13 protein-coding genes are annotated in these 18,427 nt (G+C 72.0%); all 13 read left to right on the forward strand.

What is annotated here, in order from left to right:
- Positions 1–193 precede the first annotated feature (193 nt).
- The 13 genes from EV378_RS26275 to EV378_RS26335 all read left to right on the forward strand — a co-directional run bounded on the left by EV378_RS26275 (position 194) and on the right by EV378_RS26335 (position 18,422).
- Positions 194–1,525, forward strand: coding sequence for a PucR family transcriptional regulator (locus EV378_RS26275; protein WP_132430074.1), 1,332 nt, complete (start codon positions 194–196; stop codon positions 1,523–1,525).
- Positions 1,522–3,363, forward strand: coding sequence for a bifunctional homocysteine S-methyltransferase/methylenetetrahydrofolate reductase (locus EV378_RS26280; protein WP_132430075.1), 1,842 nt, complete (start codon positions 1,522–1,524; stop codon positions 3,361–3,363). The genes EV378_RS26275 and EV378_RS26280 overlap by 4 nt, the downstream gene beginning before the upstream one ends.
- 172 nt (positions 3,364–3,535) lie before the next feature.
- Positions 3,536–4,708, forward strand: coding sequence for a cobalamin-independent methionine synthase II family protein (locus tag EV378_RS26285; RefSeq protein ID WP_243653777.1), 1,173 nt, complete (start codon positions 3,536–3,538; stop codon positions 4,706–4,708).
- A gap of 270 nt (positions 4,709–4,978) precedes the next feature.
- The gene (locus EV378_RS26290) at positions 4,979–5,959 is read left to right on the forward strand and encodes a carbohydrate kinase family protein (RefSeq protein WP_132430076.1); all 981 of its coding nucleotides are present in this window, start codon (positions 4,979–4,981) and stop codon (positions 5,957–5,959) included.
- 149 nt (positions 5,960–6,108) lie between these two features.
- Positions 6,109–7,029, forward strand: coding sequence for a methylenetetrahydrofolate reductase (locus tag EV378_RS26295; RefSeq protein ID WP_132430077.1), 921 nt, complete (start codon positions 6,109–6,111; stop codon positions 7,027–7,029).
- 49 nt (positions 7,030–7,078) lie between these two features.
- The gene (locus EV378_RS26300; protein ID WP_132430078.1) at positions 7,079–7,990 is read left to right on the forward strand and encodes a tetrahydromethanopterin S-methyltransferase subunit H family protein; all 912 of its coding nucleotides are present in this window, start codon (positions 7,079–7,081) and stop codon (positions 7,988–7,990) included.
- Between the two features lie 47 nt (positions 7,991–8,037).
- Positions 8,038–9,129, forward strand: a complete 1,092-nt coding sequence (locus tag EV378_RS26305; RefSeq protein ID WP_132430079.1) for a ferredoxin--NADP reductase — start codon at positions 8,038–8,040, stop codon at positions 9,127–9,129.
- Positions 9,130–9,184: 55 nt separating this feature from the next.
- Positions 9,185–10,882 carry a formate--tetrahydrofolate ligase gene (locus EV378_RS26310; RefSeq protein WP_132430080.1) on the forward strand — a complete coding sequence of 566 codons (1,698 nt, stop codon included), beginning with the start codon at positions 9,185–9,187 and terminating at the stop codon, positions 10,880–10,882.
- Entirely contained in the window at positions 10,882–11,814 is a 933-nt protein-coding gene (gene folP, locus EV378_RS26315) for a dihydropteroate synthase (protein WP_424511258.1), read from the forward strand. The genes EV378_RS26310 and folP overlap by 1 nt, the downstream gene beginning before the upstream one ends.
- The gene (locus tag EV378_RS26320; RefSeq protein ID WP_132430081.1) at positions 11,811–13,370 is read left to right on the forward strand and encodes a glycine hydroxymethyltransferase; all 1,560 of its coding nucleotides are present in this window, start codon (positions 11,811–11,813) and stop codon (positions 13,368–13,370) included. The genes folP and EV378_RS26320 overlap by 4 nt, the downstream gene beginning before the upstream one ends.
- Positions 13,367–16,186, forward strand: coding sequence for a phosphoenolpyruvate carboxylase (gene ppc, locus EV378_RS26325; RefSeq protein ID WP_132430082.1), 2,820 nt, complete (start codon positions 13,367–13,369; stop codon positions 16,184–16,186). The genes EV378_RS26320 and ppc overlap by 4 nt, the downstream gene beginning before the upstream one ends.
- A 50-nt stretch (positions 16,187–16,236) precedes the next feature.
- Entirely contained in the window at positions 16,237–17,430 is a 1,194-nt protein-coding gene (locus EV378_RS26330; RefSeq protein WP_132430083.1) for a pyridoxal-phosphate-dependent aminotransferase family protein, read from the forward strand.
- A 44-nt stretch (positions 17,431–17,474) separates the two neighbouring features.
- Positions 17,475–18,422, forward strand: a complete 948-nt coding sequence (locus EV378_RS26335) for an HpcH/HpaI aldolase/citrate lyase family protein (protein ID WP_132430084.1) — start codon at positions 17,475–17,477, stop codon at positions 18,420–18,422.
- Positions 18,423–18,427 lie beyond the last annotated feature (5 nt).

Raw genomic sequence — 18,427 nt, forward strand, 5'->3', positions numbered from 1 at the left:
GTGGCGGGTGTGCGGTGGAAGCCGGTTCTCGGCGGCTCGACCTCCGAGTACGCTCCGCGGCGCCGGGGGCGCTGCCCGCGCCGCCGGAGCGCAGACGGGCGATGGGGCCGGGGTCACAGCCGGATGCAGCCCGACTTTGTGATCGGAGACCAACGGTGGGGCAGTGCTCGAACCGGGACGTCCGGAGGTGCCGGTGAGCCTGCCGGGAAGCGAGCCGGTCACGGCCGTCGTGCCCGCGGAGCTCGGCGAGTCCGCGGCGCTGCGCAAGATCGTGTCCGCGTACGGGCGGATGTCGTCTCTGGCGACCGAACGGACCGACCTGGCCGCGGTCACCCGGTTGCTCGCACGGGTCGTCGGCTCCGCGGTCGCCGTGCTGAGCCCGACGCTCACCGTGCTGGCCTCGGCCGGTGGGGAGGACAGCGACGCCGGGCCGGTCGACCGGCTGCGGGCACACGCGGCCCAGCGCGGTCTGGGGCCGGTGCTGACCACCGTCGCCCGCGCCCGCCGCGCGCTGACGCTGCCCGGCTCCGCGGACCCCGCCTCGTCGGCCGTGGTCGCACCGATCAGCACCGGCGAGGACATCGTCGCCTACCTGGTCACGTTCAGCACCGGGGACGAGGGCTTCGGCGACGACGTCCAGGTGCTGCTGACCGAGCACGCCGCGCTGATCTGCGGCGTCGTCCTCGGTCGCGAGCGGGTGGTGGCCGCGGCCGCGGGCCGGGCGCGCCGGGAGCTGATCGAGGGCGTGCTGCACGGCCGCACCAGGGAGGAGGGCGAGATCGCCAGATGGGCGGGCCATCTCGGGTTCGCCGAGGGGCGGGACCACCACGTGCTGGCGACGTGTGCGCGCGCCCGGCCACCCGGACATGACGGGCGTTCCGACGTGGCTGAGCCGCTGACCGCCGCACACGCCACGATCGAGAACTTCCTCGCCCAGCACGCGCCGGACGCGATCGTCGCCGCCCGCGAGGACGAGGTGGTCGGGATCGTGCCCGCCCCGGCCGGCCGGCCGGGCCTGCCGCACGTGAAGGAGCTCGCCGTGCGATGCCGCGCGGAGGCGGAACGCCGGCACCCCGGCATCGTCACGGCCACCGGCATCGGCGGGCGGTGCCTGCGCCCGCACGAGATCGCCCAGTCCTACAGCCAGGCCCGTCGATCGCTCGAGACCATCCGCCGCCGGACGAGTGGGGGAGCGGTGGTGGCGTTCGCCGAGCTCGGCGTGCAGCGCCTGCTGCTGCAGGTTCCCGACGTGGCCGACCTGCGCGCGTTCGCCTACGAGGTCCTGGGTGCGGTGCTGGAGCAGGACGCGGGCGGCGGGTCGGAGCACCTGCGCACGCTCTCGGCCTACTTCCGGGAGAACTGCAGTCCGCGGCGCGCGGCCACGAGCCTGCACGTGCACCCGAACACGGTCAGCTACCGGATCCGGCGGATCGAGGAGCTCACCGGCCTGTCCCTGAACTCCTACCAGGATCGGCTGCTGGCGCAGGTCGCGGTGGAGATCCTCGTCCCGTCGGGGGAGCAATGATCGAGTCACTTCTGGCCGGCAGCGCCGGCGTCCTGGTCTGCGACGGCGCGATGGGGACGATGCTGCACGCCGCCGGGCGCCCGCTGGACCAGCAGCTGCCGCATCTCAACGTGTCCGACCCGGAGCTCGTGCGGGCGGTGCACGACAGTTACCTGCACTCCGGTGTGGACATCATCCAGACGAACACGTTCGGCGCCACCCGCCTGCGGCTGGACGAGGCCGGTTTGGCCGCGCGCACCGAGCAGATCAACCGCGCGGGTACCCAGATCGCCCGCCAGGCCGCCGTCGCGGTCGGCAGGCCGGTACTCGTCGCCGGGTCGGTCTCCCCGGCGATCACGGTGCACCAGCGGGGCCGGGTCTCGGCCGCCGCGCGCGCCGAGGCGCTGGCCGAGCAGATGGACGTGCTGGTCAGCGCCGGTGTCGACGCCCTGGTGCTGGAGACGTTCGGGCACCTGGACGAGCTCGTGGAAGCAGTGGGGATCGCCGAGGGGCGGGGCGTCCCGGTGATCGCCGAGGCGACGTTCGCCGAGGACGAGCGGATGCTGAGCGGGCACACGGTGGCCGATCTGGCGCGGGCGGTGCCCCCGCACCGGGTCGCCGCGCTGGGCGCGAACTGCACGCTGGGACCGCAGGGCTGCCTCTCGGTGGTGCGGGAGCTGGGCAGGCACACCACCGCACCGCTGATCGCGCAGCCCAACGCCGGCCTGCCCCGCCGGGTCGGCCCCTCGCGGTTCGAGTACGTGATCGACTCCGACTACCTGGTCCGCTACGTGCGGCAGCTGGTGGAGGCGGGCGCGGCCGTCGTCGGTGGCTGTTGCGGGACGACCCCGGCGCAGATCGGTGCCGTGGTCGAGATCGTGCGCGAGTACCGGCGGGCGCCGGCCGCGACGCCCGCCGCGGTCGGCGGCGTGCGGGAGGTGGTGTCCGGAGCGGGCACCACGGCCGTTGCCGGTCGCACCCCGTTCCTGGTCGCCGCCGAGTTCGTCCCGCCGGCGCCGGGGGAGACCGACCGCATGGTCTCCACGGCGCGGACGCTGCGCGAGGTCGGGGTGGACACGGTGGTGGTCGCCGCCTCGCGAGCCCCGCGCGCCCGGGTCAGCACCGTCAACCTGGCCGTGCACCTCGGCGACCGGGCCGGGGTCGACCCCGTCGTCAGCGTCCCGACCTGGGATCGGACGATCATGGCGTTGCAGGCGGACCTGCTCGGCGCGCACGCGCTGGGCGTGCGACGCATCGTGTGCGAGACCGGCTCCCCACCGCTGCTGGGCGACTACCCGAGCGTCGACGGGGTGTGGGAGGTGGACTCGGTCGGACTGATCGAGCTGCTCGTCGCCCTGAACGCAGGCCGTGACCACAACGGCGTGGGCCTCACCGCCACGACGACGTTCGAGATCGGCGCACGGGTCAACCTCGGGCGCGACGATCTGGACGCGGCGCTGCGCCAGGCGCACACCGAGGTCGACGCCGGTGCCGGGTTCCTGCTGACCGAGCCGGTCTACGAGCTCGACGGGCTCGACCGCCTGCTCGCCGAGTTCGACCCGCGACGCACGCCGGTGATCGTGTCGTTGCGACCGCTCACGACGTTCGACGAGGTGGAGTACCTGCGTCACGAGATCCCGGACGTCCGGATCCCGGACTCCACGGTGCGCGAGTTCGAACGCGCCGGGGCGCAGGGCCGTGAGGTCGGGCGCCGGATCGCCGCCGAGCTCGCGACCGGCATCGCCGAGCGAGCCCAGGGGCTGGTCGTGTGCGGCACGGAGGCCGCTGACGTGGGGTACGTCGAGCGCCTCGTCACGGCGTGCCGGGCGGCAGCGTCGTCCCAGCCGTTGCGGAGCTGAACCGGTACCGATCGCCGCGCGATCTTGACGTGAGTCATGTCACGTCCTACTGTCCCGGTCTTGAGAGAGACCGGTCTGTCTCATTCATATGATCCGATGCGTCGCCGCGACGGCGACGCACACGTTCGCGCCACACCACTGAGCCAACGACGGACACTGGAGGTACGCACCCGTGAGCGGATACGACCCTAGGCAGGCGACGGGCATCCCGACCGAGCAGGTCGGCTCGTTGCCCAGGCCGCAGAAGCTGCAGGACGCCTTCGGCGCCTACGACCGGGGGGAGATCGGCAAGGAACAACTGGAGGCCGTGCAGGACGAGGCGGTCAAGAACTCGATCGCGGGTCAGGAGGCCGCCGGGTCGCCGATCGTCTCGGACGGCGAGCAGCGCTGGTCCAGCTTCGCCACGTACCCGATCACGGACACCCTGAGCGGGACCGGGCTGGCCGACAACCTCTCCGGGGAGGGCGGTCAGTTCTTCGCGATCTTCGCCGACGGGCACGGGCGCCAGCTGCCGCGGCTGACCGGAGGACCGTTCCGGTACAAGACCTACGCCGCCGACACCTTCTCGAAGTCGATCGGCTACGCGACGAGGCCGATGAAGCAGGCGGTGATCGCGCCGTCGATGCTCTACCTGCTCTACCCGCTCGAGGATGAGGTGCCGGGCTACCCGAAGGAGCAGTTCGAGCGCGACCTCGCCGACGAGACCGAGCGGGACATCCGCAAGGCGTTCGAGGCCGGCGCCGCCCGGGTGTCGATCGACTTCACCGAGGGCAGGCTGGCGACCCGCAACGACCCGCGCAACCCGTGGACCGGGGCCGGCCTGCTGGACCGCTTCATCGAGATCAACAACTGGGTGCTCGACCGGTTCACCCCCGAGGAGCGCAAGAACATCGGCGTGCACACCTGTCCGGGTGGTGACCGCGACTCGGTGCACTCGGCGGACGTGCCGTACAGCAACCTGCTGCCGAAGATGTTCCAGATGAACGCCGGGTACTTCCTGATCCAGCTGGCCAGCGAGCGGGACAAGGACCCGGTCTACGAGTCGATCGGCAAGCACGTCCGGTCCGACGCGAACGGCGTGGCGCAGACCGCGTTCGTCGGGGTCATCAACCCGCTGAACCCGCGGGTGGAAAGCGTGGAGGAGGTGCGCGACGCGATCGTGCGGGCCGCCAACTTCATTCCGCGCGAACAGCTCGGAGCGACCGACGACTGCGGTTTCTCCCCGTTCTCGATCGACGAGAAGCCGAGTCACGGATCCCCGGACTTCGCGCGGGACATCGCGTTCCAGAAGATTCACAACCGGGTCGAGGGCGTCCGCGCGGCGGCCGAGAAGCTGGGCGTCTGAGACTACTGTCGCTGCGGTCCGACGCCGGGCACCGGGCCCGGGTGGGTGATCCTCATCCGGGCCCGTTTGCGTTGCGGGCCAGGCGATCCGGCCACCGGAGATGCGGTACCCGGCTGTGACGCCGCACAACCGGCGCTCCCGTGCGTTGTCCGTCGGCACGAAGAAAGCGGCGGGCGGTGACGAGACAATGATCCGTCCAACGCCGAGCCCGCAGGAGTTCTCGTGAGCGTCACCGCTGCCGTTACCGGATCCATCGCCACCGACCATCTCATGCATTTTCCGGGTCGGTTCTCGGAACAGTTGGTCGCCGACCGTCTCGACCGCATATCGGTGAGCTTCCTGGTCGACGATCTCGAGGTGCGGCGGGGCGGGGTCGCCGCGAACATCGCGTTCGGAATGGGCGTGCTCGGGCAGGCTCCGGTGCTGGTGGGCGCCGTGGGAACCGACTTCGCCGAGTACCGCGACTGGCTCGGGAAGCACGGGGTCGACTGTGCCGGGGTGCACATCTCGCAGTCGGCGCAGACCCCGCGCTTCACCTGCACGACCGACGACGACCAGTGCCAGATCGCGTCGTTCTACGCCGGCGCGATGAGCGAGGCCCGATCCATCCGGCTGGAGCCGCTGGTGCGCTCGCACGGGGTCGACCTGGTGCTGGTCGGCGCGAACGACCCGGACGCGATGCTGGCGCACACCGAGGAGTGCCGGGCGCTCGGCGTCGCGTTCGCCGCCGACCCGTCCCAGCAGCTGCCGCGCCTGGACGGCGAGCAGTGCCGGACGCTCGTCGACGGGGCGACCTACCTGTTCACCAACGAGTACGAGTGGGAGCTGCTGACCCGCAGGACCGGATGGGACGCCGGGGAGATCGCCGCGCGGGTCGGCCTGCGCGTCACGACGCTGTCCGACCGGGGCGTGGACCTGGTGGAGTCCGACGGGACGACCCGCCACGTGGATGTCGTCCCGGCCCGCCGGGTGGTCGACCCCACCGGTGTCGGCGACGCGTTCCGGGCCGGTTTCCTCGCCGGGATCGCGGCCGACCTGCCGCTGGAGCGTTCGGCGCAGCTCGGCTCCCTGGTGGCCACCCACGTGCTGGAGACCACCGGCACGCAGGAGTGGGTGATCGACCCCGCGGACGCCGCGAACCGGCTGCGGGAGGCCTACGGGGCCACGGCCGCCGACGAGATCGGACCGGTCCTCGACGCGGCGCTGGACGGGTCGGCCCGGTCCCGGCCGGACGCGGCCGCCGGGGCCTGACCCGCGGCGCGGGACCTCCGAGCAGCAGGCCGGAGAAGAAGTTCCGAAGAAGTTCGTCGTGTCTCTGGATATCTGACGTTTACGTAAGATACTGTCCGGGCGTCGCTGGATCGGCGCGCCGGACGGCGCCGCCGACGACGGGAGGTTCGATGGTGAACGATGAGCTCGGTGCCGACGAGGTGCGCGCCGCCGCACGGCGCCTCGCGGGAGGGTTCAGCCTTGAGGTGACTCCGCGCGAGGCCGGCAAGCTGCCGGAGGTCGCCGATGTGCTGGCCCCTGGTGCGCCCGTGTACATCACGTACCTGGGCAACGTGCCGTTCGAGCGGGTGCTGGGTGCCGCAGAGGGCACCCGCCGGGTCGGCCTGCGGCCCGTGGTCCACATCGCGGTCCGGGGCGTCCGCGACCTCGACGAGATGGATCGGATGCTCGGCGAGCTGGTCGATCGCGGGGTGACCGACATCCTGCTGATCGCGGGCTCGATCTCCTCTCCGGCCGGATCGATCGACAACACGATGCAGGTTCTCGAGTCGAACTGCTTGCAGCGCAGGGAGTTCGCCAGCATCGGGGTCGCCGGGCACCCGGAGGGGAACCCGGGCGTCGACCCGGGGACGGTGGACGACGCGATCGCCAGGAAGAACAAGATCGCCGACGAGTTCGGTCTCCCCCTGCACATCGTGACGCAGTTCTGCTTCGCCGCGGAGCCGATCATCGAGTGGGAACGACGGATGCGGGAGAACGGCAACAAGCTTCCCGTGCACGTGGGTTTTCCCGGGCTGACGTCGCCGGCCAAGCTGCTCAAGTTCGGCCTGTCCTGCGGGATCGGCCCCTCGCTGGCCGTCCTGCGCAAGCAGAGCGGGGGCGTGTTCAAGCTCGCCACCCAGGTCTACCGCCCGGCCGACACGTTCGCCGGCGTCGCGCGGGCCGTGGCCCGCGACGAGGAGAGCCTCATCTCGGCCGTCCACTTCTTCCCGTTCGGAGCCGTGGTGCCGACGGCGACGTGGGCCACGGCGCTCAGCGACGGACGGTTCGACGTCGGGAACGACGGCCGAATCGTGACCGAAGTGGACTGATCGGACGACCTGCGCCGCGGGCCGTACGACGACAACCGGGAGAGGCTGGATGGAACTGCACGAGATCACGTTGGGCGACGTCACGATCGGCGGGCCGCTCGGGTCGAGCACCGGCCTGATGGTCGGATCGATCTTCTACGACAACCACTCCGTCGTGACCGACGCCTTCGCAGGCGAGTTCGACCGGGACCGGGCGAACACGCTGATCGAGCGCGCCGACAAGGCGGCCGCGGCGCACGGCGTGCAGATGGCCTACGACGTGATCGCCGCGTCACCGGAGGCGATCCAGGCGTTCCTCCCGTTCGTCGCCGAGCGCAGCCGCGCCCCGATGCTGATCAACGCGTCGGAGGCGGAGGTGCGGATCGCCGGCCTGGAGACCGCCGCCGACCTCGGGGTACTGGAGCGGTGCGTGTTCGCCTCGCTGAACATGGACACCGAGGACGAGGAGCTCGACGCGCTGCGCAAGCACCGTCCGGGGGCCGTGATGATCATGGCCAACGACGGCGCCGACCCGTCACCGGACGGCTGCTGCACGTTCATCGAGGAGTTCTACAAGCCGATGCTCGACGACATCGGGGTGACCGCTCCGATCGCCGACCTCGGGACGATGGACGCGCCGTCGGTCGGGTCGTGCATGCGGGGGATCGCCGCGGTCCGGGAGCGCTTCGGCTACCCGGCGGGCTGCGCGTTCTCCAACTGCATCTCGCAGTGGACCGGCCTGCGCGAGCTGGGACGCGAGTACATCAACTACTCGCTGGGAGCGGCCCTGGTCGCCTGCCGGGCGTACGGCGGTGACTTCCTGCACTACGGGGTGATCGAGAAGTCGCGGGCGATCGCGCACATCGCCGGCAGCGCCGAGGTGTTCTTCGGGTTCGCGGCCCAGGAGCTCGACGGGCACAAGCTCCCGGAGAACCACGCCCTCCTGAAGATGTTCAAGCTCGCGAACGAGTACCCGAGCTAACCCCGACGACGCGGTTCCGGGAGACGCCGGGACGGAGGAGACGAGCAATGGCGACGTACACACTCCGCGTGGACAAGCGGGTCCAGGAGACCGACGACACGGTCAGCCTGTACTTCCGGGTCCCCGGCGACCTCGCCACGACGTTCGGGTACCGGCCGGGCCAGTTCGTCGCGGTCGAGGACGATCCGGCGGGCGAGGACATCTCGCGTCAGTACTCGCTGAGTTCGGTGCCGGGGACGGACCCGTGGCTGCGGATCACCGTCAAGCGGATCGACGGCGGGGCGATGTCGACGTATCTCGTCGACCGGGTGAGTGAGGGCGACCTGCTGGAGATCGCCCCACCGCGTGGGCGGCTCTACGTCCCCACCGACGAGCCGCGCCACTACCTGATCCTGGCCGCCGGCAGCGGCGTCGCGCCGCTGGTCGCGATCGCCCGGCACGTGCTGGACGGCGGCGGGGACGACCGGATCACGTTCCTCTACGGCAACCGGACCGAGGACGGCATCATCCTCCGCGAGGAGGTGGACGCGCTGGCCACGCACCCGCGGGTGCAGGTGCGCCACGTGCTGTCCCGCCCGGGCGAGGACTGGATCGGCGACCGGGGCCGTGTCGATCCCGCCTATCTGAAGGGGCTGTGGGAGTCGCTCGCGGACCCCCGTCCGCTGTCGGTGTTCCTCTGCGGACCGGAGGAGTTCATGACCGCGGCCGAGGAGTTCCTCGTCGAACGCGGCGTGGACATCAACGACATCCGCAAGGAGAGCTTCGACCTCGTCCTCAACGACTCGGACGACGACGGCGCCGACGACCTGCTCGTTCCGGACGACGCCGCCGACGGGACCGAGGAGCCGGTAGCCGCGCGGGTGATCGCGGTCGTCGGCGGGGAGGAGTACGAGGCCGAGACGGAGGCCGACGAGCCGTTGCTGTCCGCGCTGCTGCGCTCCGGCGCGGACGTGCCGTTCTCCTGCCAGGAGGGCACCTGCGCGTCCTGCATCGTCAAGCTCGCCGAGGGCAAGGTCCGGATCAGGCCCGGGGTGCTGCAGACACTGCGCCCGGACGACCTGCAGGAAGGCGTCGTACTCGCCTGCCTGTCCCGCGCGCGGACCGACCGCGTGCGGATCGACTTCGACGACATCTTCTGACCGGGTCCCCCCGAGCCGACGATCGGCCCGGCACCTGCCGAAAGGACGAAACGCTATGGCATTCCCGTCGGATCTCGAGATCGCACGGTCGGCGACGCTCAAGCCGCTCGACGCGGTGGCGGGCTCGATCGACATCCCGAGTCACCTGCTCGAGCCGTACGGCGACGACGTGGCGAAGATCAAGCTGAGCGCGGTCGACGAGCTCGCCGACCGGCCGAAGGCGAAGTACGTCGTCGTGTCCGCGGTGACGCCGACACCGCTGGGCGAGGGCAAGACGACCACCACGGTCGGCCTCGGTCAGGCGTTCTCGCACATCGGCAAGAAGGCCACCGTGGCCATCCGCCAGCCGTCCATGGGGCCGACGTTCGGGATCAAGGGCGGCGCCGCGGGCGGCGGCTACTCGCAGGTCGTTCCGATGGACATCCTGAACATGCACCTCACCGGCGACTTCCACGCGGTGACCGCGGCGCACAACATGCTCTCCGCCGTGCTGGACAACCACCTGTTCCAGGGCAACGCGTCCGGCCTGAGCCAGCACGAGATCACCTGGCGACGGGTGATCGACGCGAACGACCGGGCGCTGCGCAACATCATCGTCGGGCTGGGCGGCAAGCTGGACGGGATCCCGCGCCAGACCGGGTTCGACATCACGGCGGCGTCGGAGGTCATGGCCATCCTGGCACTGTCCCGGTCGCTTCCGGAGATGCGCGAGCGGCTGGGCAAGATCGTCGTCGGGTACCGCCCGGACGGCGGGGCGGTGACGGCCGAGGACCTCAAGGGCGCCGGCTCGATGGCCGCGATCATGATCAACGCTCTGAAGCCGAACCTGATGCAGACGCTGGAGAACACGCCGGTACTGGTGCATGCCGGCCCGTTCGGCAACATCGCCCACGGCAACTCCTCGGTGGTCGCGGACCTGATCGGCATCCGCGGCGGCGACTACCTGATCACCGAGGCCGGGTTCGGCGCCGACATGGGCGCCGAGCGCTTCTTCAACATCAAGTGCCGTGCCTCCGGCCTGGTCCCGGACGCCGCGGTCGTCGTGACCACGGTGCGCGCGCTCAAGGCGCACTCCGGCAACCACCGGATCGTCGCGGGACAGAAGCTGCCGGAGGCGCTGCTGGCGGAGAACCCGGACGAGGTCCACCAGGGCGGGTCGAACCTGCGCAAGCAGATCGAGAACATCCGGCTGCACGGTGTGTCGCCGGTCGTCGCGATCAACGCGTTCCCCGGCGACCACCCGTCGGAGCACGCCGCGATCGCCGAGATCGCGGAGTCGATGGGCGCGCGGTCCGCGGTGTGCACGAACTTCGCGGAGGGCGGCAAGGGAGCGACCGACCTGGCCCAGGCGGTGGCCGAGGCCGCCGACGAGCCGTCGGACTTCCAGTTCCTCTACCCGTCCGAGGCGTCGCTGCGCGAGAAGATCGAGATCGTCGCCAGGAAGGTGTACGGGGCCGACGGGGTCGACATCGCCCCGGCCGCGGCGAAGCAGCTGGACCGCTACGAGTCGAACGGCTTCGGCAACCTGCCGGTCTGCATCGCGAAGACCCATCTGTCGATCTCGTCGGACGCGTCGCTCAAGGGCGCTCCCACCGGGTGGCGGATGCCGGTGCGCGAGGTCCGCGCGTCGGTCGGTGCCGGGTTCATCTACCCGCTGTGCGGCGAGATGCGCACGCTGCCCGGCCTTGGCGCGAACCCGGCCGCGCACGAGATCGACATCGACGCCGACGGCAACATCGTCAACCTGTCCTGATGTCGGACATGGGTAGCGTCCGCTGGGCCGGCGCCGACCGGTGCACGGTCATGGGGATCCTCAACGTGACCCCGGACTCGTTCTCCGACGGCGGCCGCCACCAGGACCACGAGGACGCGGTCACGCACGGACTCGAGATGTGGGCCGACGGCGCGGACGTGATCGACGTCGGCGGCGAGTCGACCCGGCCGGGCGCCTCACGGGTGCCGGTCGAGCAGGAGCTCCTGCGCGTGGTCCCGGTCGTGGCCGAGCTCGCCTCGACCGGCGTCCCGGTCAGCGTGGACACGACAAGGCGTGTCGTGGCCGAGGCGGCCGTGGCGGCGGGCGCCGTGATGGTCAACGACGTGAGCGGCGGCCGTGCCGACCCATCGATGATCGACTACGTCGCCTCGGCCGGTGTGCGGCTGGTGCTCGCGCACTCCCGCGGGCCGAGCCTCGACATGGTCGAGCGGGCGGTCTACCGGGACGTCGTCGCCGAGGTCGTCGAGGAGCTCGCCGGATGCGTGGAGGCCGCCCGGGAGGCGGGGGTCGACGCCGACCGGATCGTGGTCGACCCGGGACTCGGCTTCGCCAAGCGCGCGGAGCACAACTGGGCGTTGCTCGGGTCGCTGGAGCGCCTCGGCGCGCTCGGATACCCGGTGCTCGTCGGGGCCTCCCGCAAGGCGTTCCTCGGCGAGCTCGGGGCCGGCCCCGGCGCGCCCCGCCCGACGGCCGACCGCGACGAGCTGACCGCGTCCGTGACCGCGGTGGTCGCGGGCGCCGGGGCATGGGGGGTGCGGGTCCACGACGTGGCCCGCTCGGTCCGCGCCGCGGAGGTGGCCGCGGCGATGCGGGCCGGTGGCGGCCCCGTGTGCCCGGTCGGCGACACCGGGTCGGTGGACGCCGTCGTCGGTGGCGGTACGGATCAGTCGACACGAGTGAGGCAGCGATGAGCGAGACGACCACGGCGGTCCGGCCGAACGGGCCGGACAGCGGAGCCGAACCCGAGCCGGGTCGGCTGCTGCACACCTACCTGGCCGCCCTCGGCGGAGCGGAGCCCGACGTCGGGGCCGTCTCGTTCCTCGCGTCGGTGGACGCCACGGCCGCCGTCGACCCGGACGTCGCGCGCTCGATCCTGCGTGAGCTCTCCGACCAGCGCTCGAACGTCAAGCTGATCGCCAGCGAGAACTTCTGCTCGCCCGCCGTGCAGGCGGCGCACGCGAACCTGCTCACGGACAAGTACGCGGAGGGTTACCCGGGGCACCGGTTCTACGCCGGGTGCGACAACGTCGACGACATCGAGTCGCGCGCGGCCGCGGCGGCCCGGGAGCTGTTCGGCGCCGAGCACGCCTACGTCCAGCCGCACTCGGGGGCGGACGCGAACCTCGTCGCCTACCTGGCCGTGCTCGCGTCCCGGGTGGAAGCCCCCGCCCTCGCCGAGCTCGGCGAGAAGAACCCGGCGAACCTGTCCGCCGAGGACTGGGAGAACCTCCGCCGTGCCACCACCGGCCAGCGCCTGCTCGGGATGGACCTCTACTCCGGCGGGCACCTGACCCACGGCTACCGGCACAACATCTCCAGCCGGCTGTTCGAGGCGCACAGCTACTCGGTGGACCCGCGGACGGGCCTGCTCGACCTGGACCACGTGCGGGCCCGCGCCCGCGAGGTGCGCCCGGCCGTGCTGCTGGCCGGGTACAGCGCCTATCCCCGCGCGATCGACTTCGCGGCGTTCCGGGAGATCGCGGACGAGGTCGGGGCGACGTTCATGGTGGACATGGCGCACTTCGCCGGGCTGGTCGCCGGCAAGGCCCTGGTCGGTGACCACGACCCGGTGGCGCACGCCGACATCGTCACCTCGACCACGCACAAGACCCTCCGCGGACCGCGCGGTGGCCTCGTGCTCACCGGCGGCGAGCTCGCCGACGCGGTGGACAAGGGGTGCCCGATGGTCCTGGGCGGGCCGCTGTCGCACGCGATGGCCGCGAAGGCCGTGGCGTTCCGGGAGGCGCTGCGCCCGGAGTTCCGCAGCTACGCCGCCGCCGTGGTGGACAACGCCCGCACGCTGGCCGACCAGCTGGCCCGGCGCGGCGGCGTGATCGTCACCGGAGGGACCGACAACCACCTGGTCCTGCTGGACGTGTGGGCGTCGTTCGGGCTCACCGGCCGGCAGGCGGAGTCGGTCCTGCGCGAGTGCGGGCTGACCGTCAACCGCAACGCGCTGCCGGGCGACCCGCACGGTCCGTGGTACACGTCCGGGCTGCGGCTGGGCACGCCGGCCGTGACCACGCTGGGCATGGGCCACGACGAGATCGGCGAGATCGCCGAGCTGGTGTGCGTCGCGCTGGCCGCCGCGCAGCCCCGGACCACGTCCACCTCGGTGAGCAAGGCGAACTACGACCTGCGCGACGAGGTGCGGGCCGCGGTGCGGTCGCGGGTCCGTGACCTGCTCGCGCGCCACCCGCTCTACCCCGCGATCGACCTCGCGGGCCTGTCCGGGCGGGCGACATGAGCAGCGCCGTCCATCCCGAGGTGGACACCGCCCTGCTCGCGCGCGAGTCGGTCGCCACCCACGCCGGCGTCGTCTCGCGCGACGAGCACGACGCGCTCCGGGCGGCGATCCGGCGGCTGGCCACGATGCTGGGCCAGACGCTGGTCGCGCACGTCGGGCCGACGATGCTGGAGCTGGTCGAGCACGTCCGGGTGCTCGCCGCCGGGGCGACCGGCGAGCAGCCCGGGACGCAGGTCGAGGAGGGCGAGGACCGCGGGGAGATCGCGGCACTGCTCGCCGACCTGGATGCCGGCACCGCCGTCGAGCTCGCCCGCGCGTTCTCCTGCTACTTCCGGCTGGCCAACGTGGCCGAGCAGGTCCACCGGGTGCGTGAGTTGCAGCGCAGGCGCGACAGCGGGGACCTGCGCCGTCCGGGTCTGGTCGAGCTGCTGCGGCGTGTGGACGACGAGGCCGACCGCGCCGCCGTGGAGGAGGTGCTGAGCCGGCTGGAGCTGCGCCCGGTGTTCACCGCGCACCCGACCGAGTCGTCGCGGCTGTCCGTGCGCGGGATCCTCCGCCAGGTCGCGGAGGGACTCACCGACGGCGCGTCGGACGAGGACCTGGCCGGGGCCGTCGACGCGCTCTGGCAGACCGACGAGATCAGACCGCACCGCCCGACCGTGGTCGACGAGGCGGCCGCGATCAGCCGCTACCTGGAGGAGATCGGCGCCCGGACCGCCCCGCGCGTGCTGCAGAAGCTGCAGACGGCGCTGGACGCGGTGGGGATGGAGCTGCCGGAGGGGGCCCGGCCGCTGCGGCTGGGGTGCTGGGTCGGCGGCGACCGCGACGGCAACCCGAACGTGACGCCGCAGACGACCCTCGACTGTCTCGCGCTCTACGCGCGGCGTGCCCTCGACGTCCACCTGCGCCTGGTGGAGAGCCTCGGTGCCCAGCTGAGCATGTCCACGCGCATCGCCGGCGTGACCGACGAGCTGCGGCGCAGCCTGGCCGGGGACCGGCGGTACCTCCCCGAGGTGCACAACCACTACGTGCGGGGGAACGCGGGGGAACCGTACCGGCTCAAGTGCGGCATGATCTTCGCTCGCCTGGAGAACACGCGGGACCGGATCGCCGCCGGACGGCACCACCAGGAGGGCTGCGACTACCTCGGGGTCGAGGAGTACCTGCGGGACCTGGGAGTCATGGACCGGTCCCTGCGCGCCCACCTCGGCGGCCGGATCGCCGACGGCCTGCTGACCGGTGCGGTCCGGGCGGCGCAGGTGCTCGGGCTGACCCTGGCCGAGCTCGACGTCCGGCAGCACAGCGACGTCCACCACGACGGCCTCGCCGGCCTGTACGCGCGTCTCGGTGCCGAGGCCGGGCGCTACCCGGAGCTGGACCGTGCGGAGAAGGTCGCGCTGCTGTCCGGCGAGCTGGCCGCGGACCGCCCGCTCGCGCCGCGCCGCGCCGCGCTGCCGGAGGTCGTCGACTTCGCACTGTCCACGTTCGACGCGATGGCCAGTGCACAGGAGCTGCACGGCGCGGAGTCCGTGCGCACCTACGTGATCTCGATGTGCCGCGGGGTGGACGACGTGCTGGCCGCGGTCCTGCTGGCCCGCGAGGCCGGCCTGGTGGACAGCGGCTCGGGCGGCGAGACCCGCTCCACTGTGGACTTCGTCCCGTTGCTGGAGACCGCGACCGAGCTGTCCCGCGCGGGCGAGCTGCTCGACGGCCTGCTGCGCGAGGAGCCCTACCGGCGCATCGTGCGGGCCCGCGGCGACGTGCAGGAGGTCATGCTCGGGTACTCGGACTCGAACAAGGGCGTCGGGATCACCACGTCGCAGTGGGAGATCCACCGTGCCCAGCGCAACCTGCGGGACGTCGCGTCCTCGCACGGGGTCCGGCTGCGCCTGTTCCACGGCCGCGGCGGATCGGTCGGCCGCGGCGGCGGCCCGGCGGCCGAGGCGGTCGCGGCCAGCCCGTTCGGCGTCGTCGACGGCTCGATGAAGGTGACGGAGCAGGGCGAGGTCGTCTCCGACAAGTACGGGTCCCCCGCCCTGGCCGCCGAGAACCTCGAGCTGATGCTGGCGGCAGTCCTCGACGCGTCATTGCTGCACCGCGAGTCCCGGGTGCGCGAGGACGTGCTGAGCCGGTGGGACGCCGCGATGGACGTGGTCAGCGACGCGGCGTCGCGGGCCTACCGGGACCTCGTCGAGTCCCCGGGGATCTGGCAGTTCTTCACCGACGCCACACCGGTCGCCGAGCTGTCGCTGCTCAACGTCGGGTCCCGCCCGTCGCGCCGGGGAACCGCCGGCACCGGGTCGCTCGACGACCTGAGGGCGATCCCGTGGGTCTTCGGATGGACGCAGACCCGGATGGTGATCCCCGGCTGGTTCGGCCTCGGCAGCGGCCTGCGGGCGGCGCGGGAGGCCGGGCTCGACGACGTGCTCGACGAGATGCGGCAGTGGCCGTTCCTGGTCAACCTGCTCGGCAACGTCGAGATGACGCTGGCCAAGACCGACCTGCGGATCGCGGGCTACTACGTGCACAGGCTCGTCGACCCGGGGCTGCACGTGATCTTCGACCGGATCCGCGAGGAACACGAACGCACGCTCGACGAGGTGCTGCGGCTGACCGGTGACGCCTGCCTGCTGGCGGCGCACCCCGTCCTGCGGCAGACCCTCGAGGTCCGTGAGGCCTACCTCGAACCTCTGCACCACCTACAGGTGGAGCTGCTCAGCAGGCGCCGTGCGACCGACGCTCCCGACCCGGAGCTTCAGCGCGCACTGCTCGTGACCGTCAACGGCATCGCCGCCGGTCTGCGCAACACCGGCTGAGCTGTCCCCGGGCCCCAGTGCCCGACGATCGTTACCGAAAGGAAGGCGCCATGTCAGGAGCCGGTCAGACCCACCTGTTCGTCCCCGGTCCGACGAACGTGCCGGAGGCCGTCCGGCAGGCGATGAACGTGCCCATGGGCGACCACAGGGCCCCGGACTTCCCGGAGCTCACGCTCCCGCTCTTCGCCGACGTCAAGAAGGTCTTCGGCAACGAGACCGGCCGGGTGTTCCTGTTCCCCTCGTCGGGGACCGGGGCATGGGAATCCGCGATCCAGAACACGCTCGCCCCCGGCGACCGCGTGCTGATGTCGCGGTTCGGGCAGTTCTCCCACCTCTGGGTCGACATGGCGGAGCGCCTCGGCCTGGACGTCGTCTGCTGCGACGTCGAGTGGGGCGCGGGCGTCCCGCTCGACCGGTTCGCGACCGTCCTCGCCGACGACCCGTCGATCAAGGCGGTGTTCGCCACGCACAACGAGACGGCGACCGGCGTGACGTCGGACGTCGCAGGGGTGCGCCGGGTGCTGGACGCGGCCGGCTCGGACGCCCTCCTGTTCGTCGACGGCGTGTCGTCGATCGGGTCCCTGCCGTTCGAGCAGGAGGCCTGGGGCGTTGACCTGGCCGTCGCGGGCTCGCAGAAGGGGTTCATGCTCCCCGCCGGCCTGGCCATGCTCGGCGTGAGCCGCAAGGCGCTGGACGTGGCCGCGTCGCAGAAGGGCAGCGCACGCTGCTACTTCGACTTCACCGACATGATCAAGACCAACGACCAGGGGTACTTCCCCTACACGCCGCCGCTCCCGCTGCTCTACGGCCTGCGGGCGTCGCTGCGGATGCTGCTGGTCGACGAGGGCCTCGACCAGGTCTTCGCCCGGCACCACCGGCTGGCGGAGGGGGTCCGCCGTGGCGTCGCGGCGCTGGACCTGTCGTTGTGCGCCGTCGCGCCGGAGTGGCACTCGGACACGGTCACCGCGATCCGCACGCCGGACGGCGTGGACGGCGCGGACGTGTGCCGGATCGGCTATCAGCAGTACCGGACGTCGTTCGGGGGCGGGCTCGGCCAGGTCGCGGGGAAGGTGTTCCGGATCGGTCACCTGGGTGACCTGAACGAGGTGTCCTGCCTGGCGGCGCTGGCCGCGGCCGAGATGTCGCTGGCCGACGCCGGGGCGAAGGTCGAGCTCGGTGCGGGCGTGGCCGCCGCGCAGTCCTGGTACCGGTCGTCCGCCGCGGGTCTCGCGTCCGCGGCCTGACGGCGCCCGGACCGGTCCCACACCATCGAAGCGAGGAGACAACGATGAGCTACACCCTGTACACGCCACGCGTGTCCCGCCTGCACCGCAGCGAGCTGGCCGTCCCCGGGTCCAACATGGGATTCATCGACCGTGCCGCCGACAGCGCGGCGGACGTCGTGTTCCTGGACCTCGAGGACGCGGTCGCGCCGCCGGAGAAGGACCAGGCGCGCAAGAACGTCATCGCTGCGCTGAACGACATCGACTGGGCCGCGAAGGGCAAGACCGTCTCGGTCCGGATCAACGGGCTGGACACCGAGTACTGCTACCGCGACGTCGTCGACGTGCTGGAGCAGGCCGGGGACCGGGTGCACACCCTCCTCGTGCCGAAGGTCGGCGTCGCCGCCGACCTGTACCTGGTGGAGGCACTCGCCTCGCAGATCGAGAAGGCGCGCGGCTTCAGCACGCAGGTCGGGATCGAGGCGCTGATCGAGACCGCGCTGGGGATGGCGAACGTCGAGTCGATCGCCTCCCGCGGTGGTCGTCTCGAGGCGCTGCACTTCGGCGTCGCGGACTACGCGGCCAGCAACCGGGCCCGCACGGTCAGCATCGGTGGGCTGAACCCGGACTACCCCGGCGACCAGTGGCACGGCGCGCTGACGCGGATGATCGTGGCCTGCCGCGCGTTCGGCCTGCGGGCGATCGACGGGCCGTTCGGCGACTATTCGGACCCGGACGGCTACCGGGCGGGTGCCCGGCGGGCCGCGGCCCTCGGCGCCGAGGGCAAGTGGGCGATCCACCCGAGCCAGATCGAGCTGGCGAACGAGGTGTTCAGCCCGCCGGCCGAGGAGGTCGACAAGGCCCGCCGGATCATCGCCGCGCTGCGCGAGGCGGAGGCCGAGGGCAAGGGTGCGGCGTCGGTGGACGGGAAGATGATCGACGCGGCGTCCGAGCGGATGGCGGAGACGATCATCGCGACCGACGACGCGATCCGCGCGGCGGGCAGGGGCTGATCGCC

Source organism: Pseudonocardia endophytica, assembly GCF_004339565.1.
Classification (GTDB): domain Bacteria; phylum Actinomycetota; class Actinomycetes; order Mycobacteriales; family Pseudonocardiaceae; genus Pseudonocardia; species Pseudonocardia endophytica.

What these genes read in the sequence shown, in the direction of transcription:
- EV378_RS26280 (WP_132430075.1), top strand. Translation starts at nt 1,522, where the DNA reads ATGATCGAGTCACTTCTGGCCGGCAGCGCCGGCGTCCTGGTCTGCGAC.
- EV378_RS26290 (WP_132430076.1), top strand. Translation starts at nt 4,979, where the DNA reads ATGCATTTTCCGGGTCGGTTCTCGGAACAGTTGGTCGCCGACCGTCTC.
- EV378_RS26295 (WP_132430077.1), top strand. Translation starts at nt 6,109, where the DNA reads ATGGTGAACGATGAGCTCGGTGCCGACGAGGTGCGCGCCGCCGCACGG.
- EV378_RS26300 (WP_132430078.1), top strand. Translation starts at nt 7,079, where the DNA reads ATGGAACTGCACGAGATCACGTTGGGCGACGTCACGATCGGCGGGCCG.
- EV378_RS26305 (WP_132430079.1), top strand. Translation starts at nt 8,038, where the DNA reads ATGGCGACGTACACACTCCGCGTGGACAAGCGGGTCCAGGAGACCGAC.
- EV378_RS26310 (WP_132430080.1), top strand. Translation starts at nt 9,185, where the DNA reads ATGGCATTCCCGTCGGATCTCGAGATCGCACGGTCGGCGACGCTCAAG.
- folP (WP_424511258.1), top strand. Translation starts at nt 10,882, where the DNA reads ATGTCGGACATGGGTAGCGTCCGCTGGGCCGGCGCCGACCGGTGCACG.
- EV378_RS26320 (WP_132430081.1), top strand. Translation starts at nt 11,811, where the DNA reads ATGAGCGAGACGACCACGGCGGTCCGGCCGAACGGGCCGGACAGCGGA.
- ppc (WP_132430082.1), top strand. Translation starts at nt 13,367, where the DNA reads ATGAGCAGCGCCGTCCATCCCGAGGTGGACACCGCCCTGCTCGCGCGC.
- EV378_RS26330 (WP_132430083.1), top strand. Translation starts at nt 16,237, where the DNA reads ATGTCAGGAGCCGGTCAGACCCACCTGTTCGTCCCCGGTCCGACGAAC.
- EV378_RS26335 (WP_132430084.1), top strand. Translation starts at nt 17,475, where the DNA reads ATGAGCTACACCCTGTACACGCCACGCGTGTCCCGCCTGCACCGCAGC.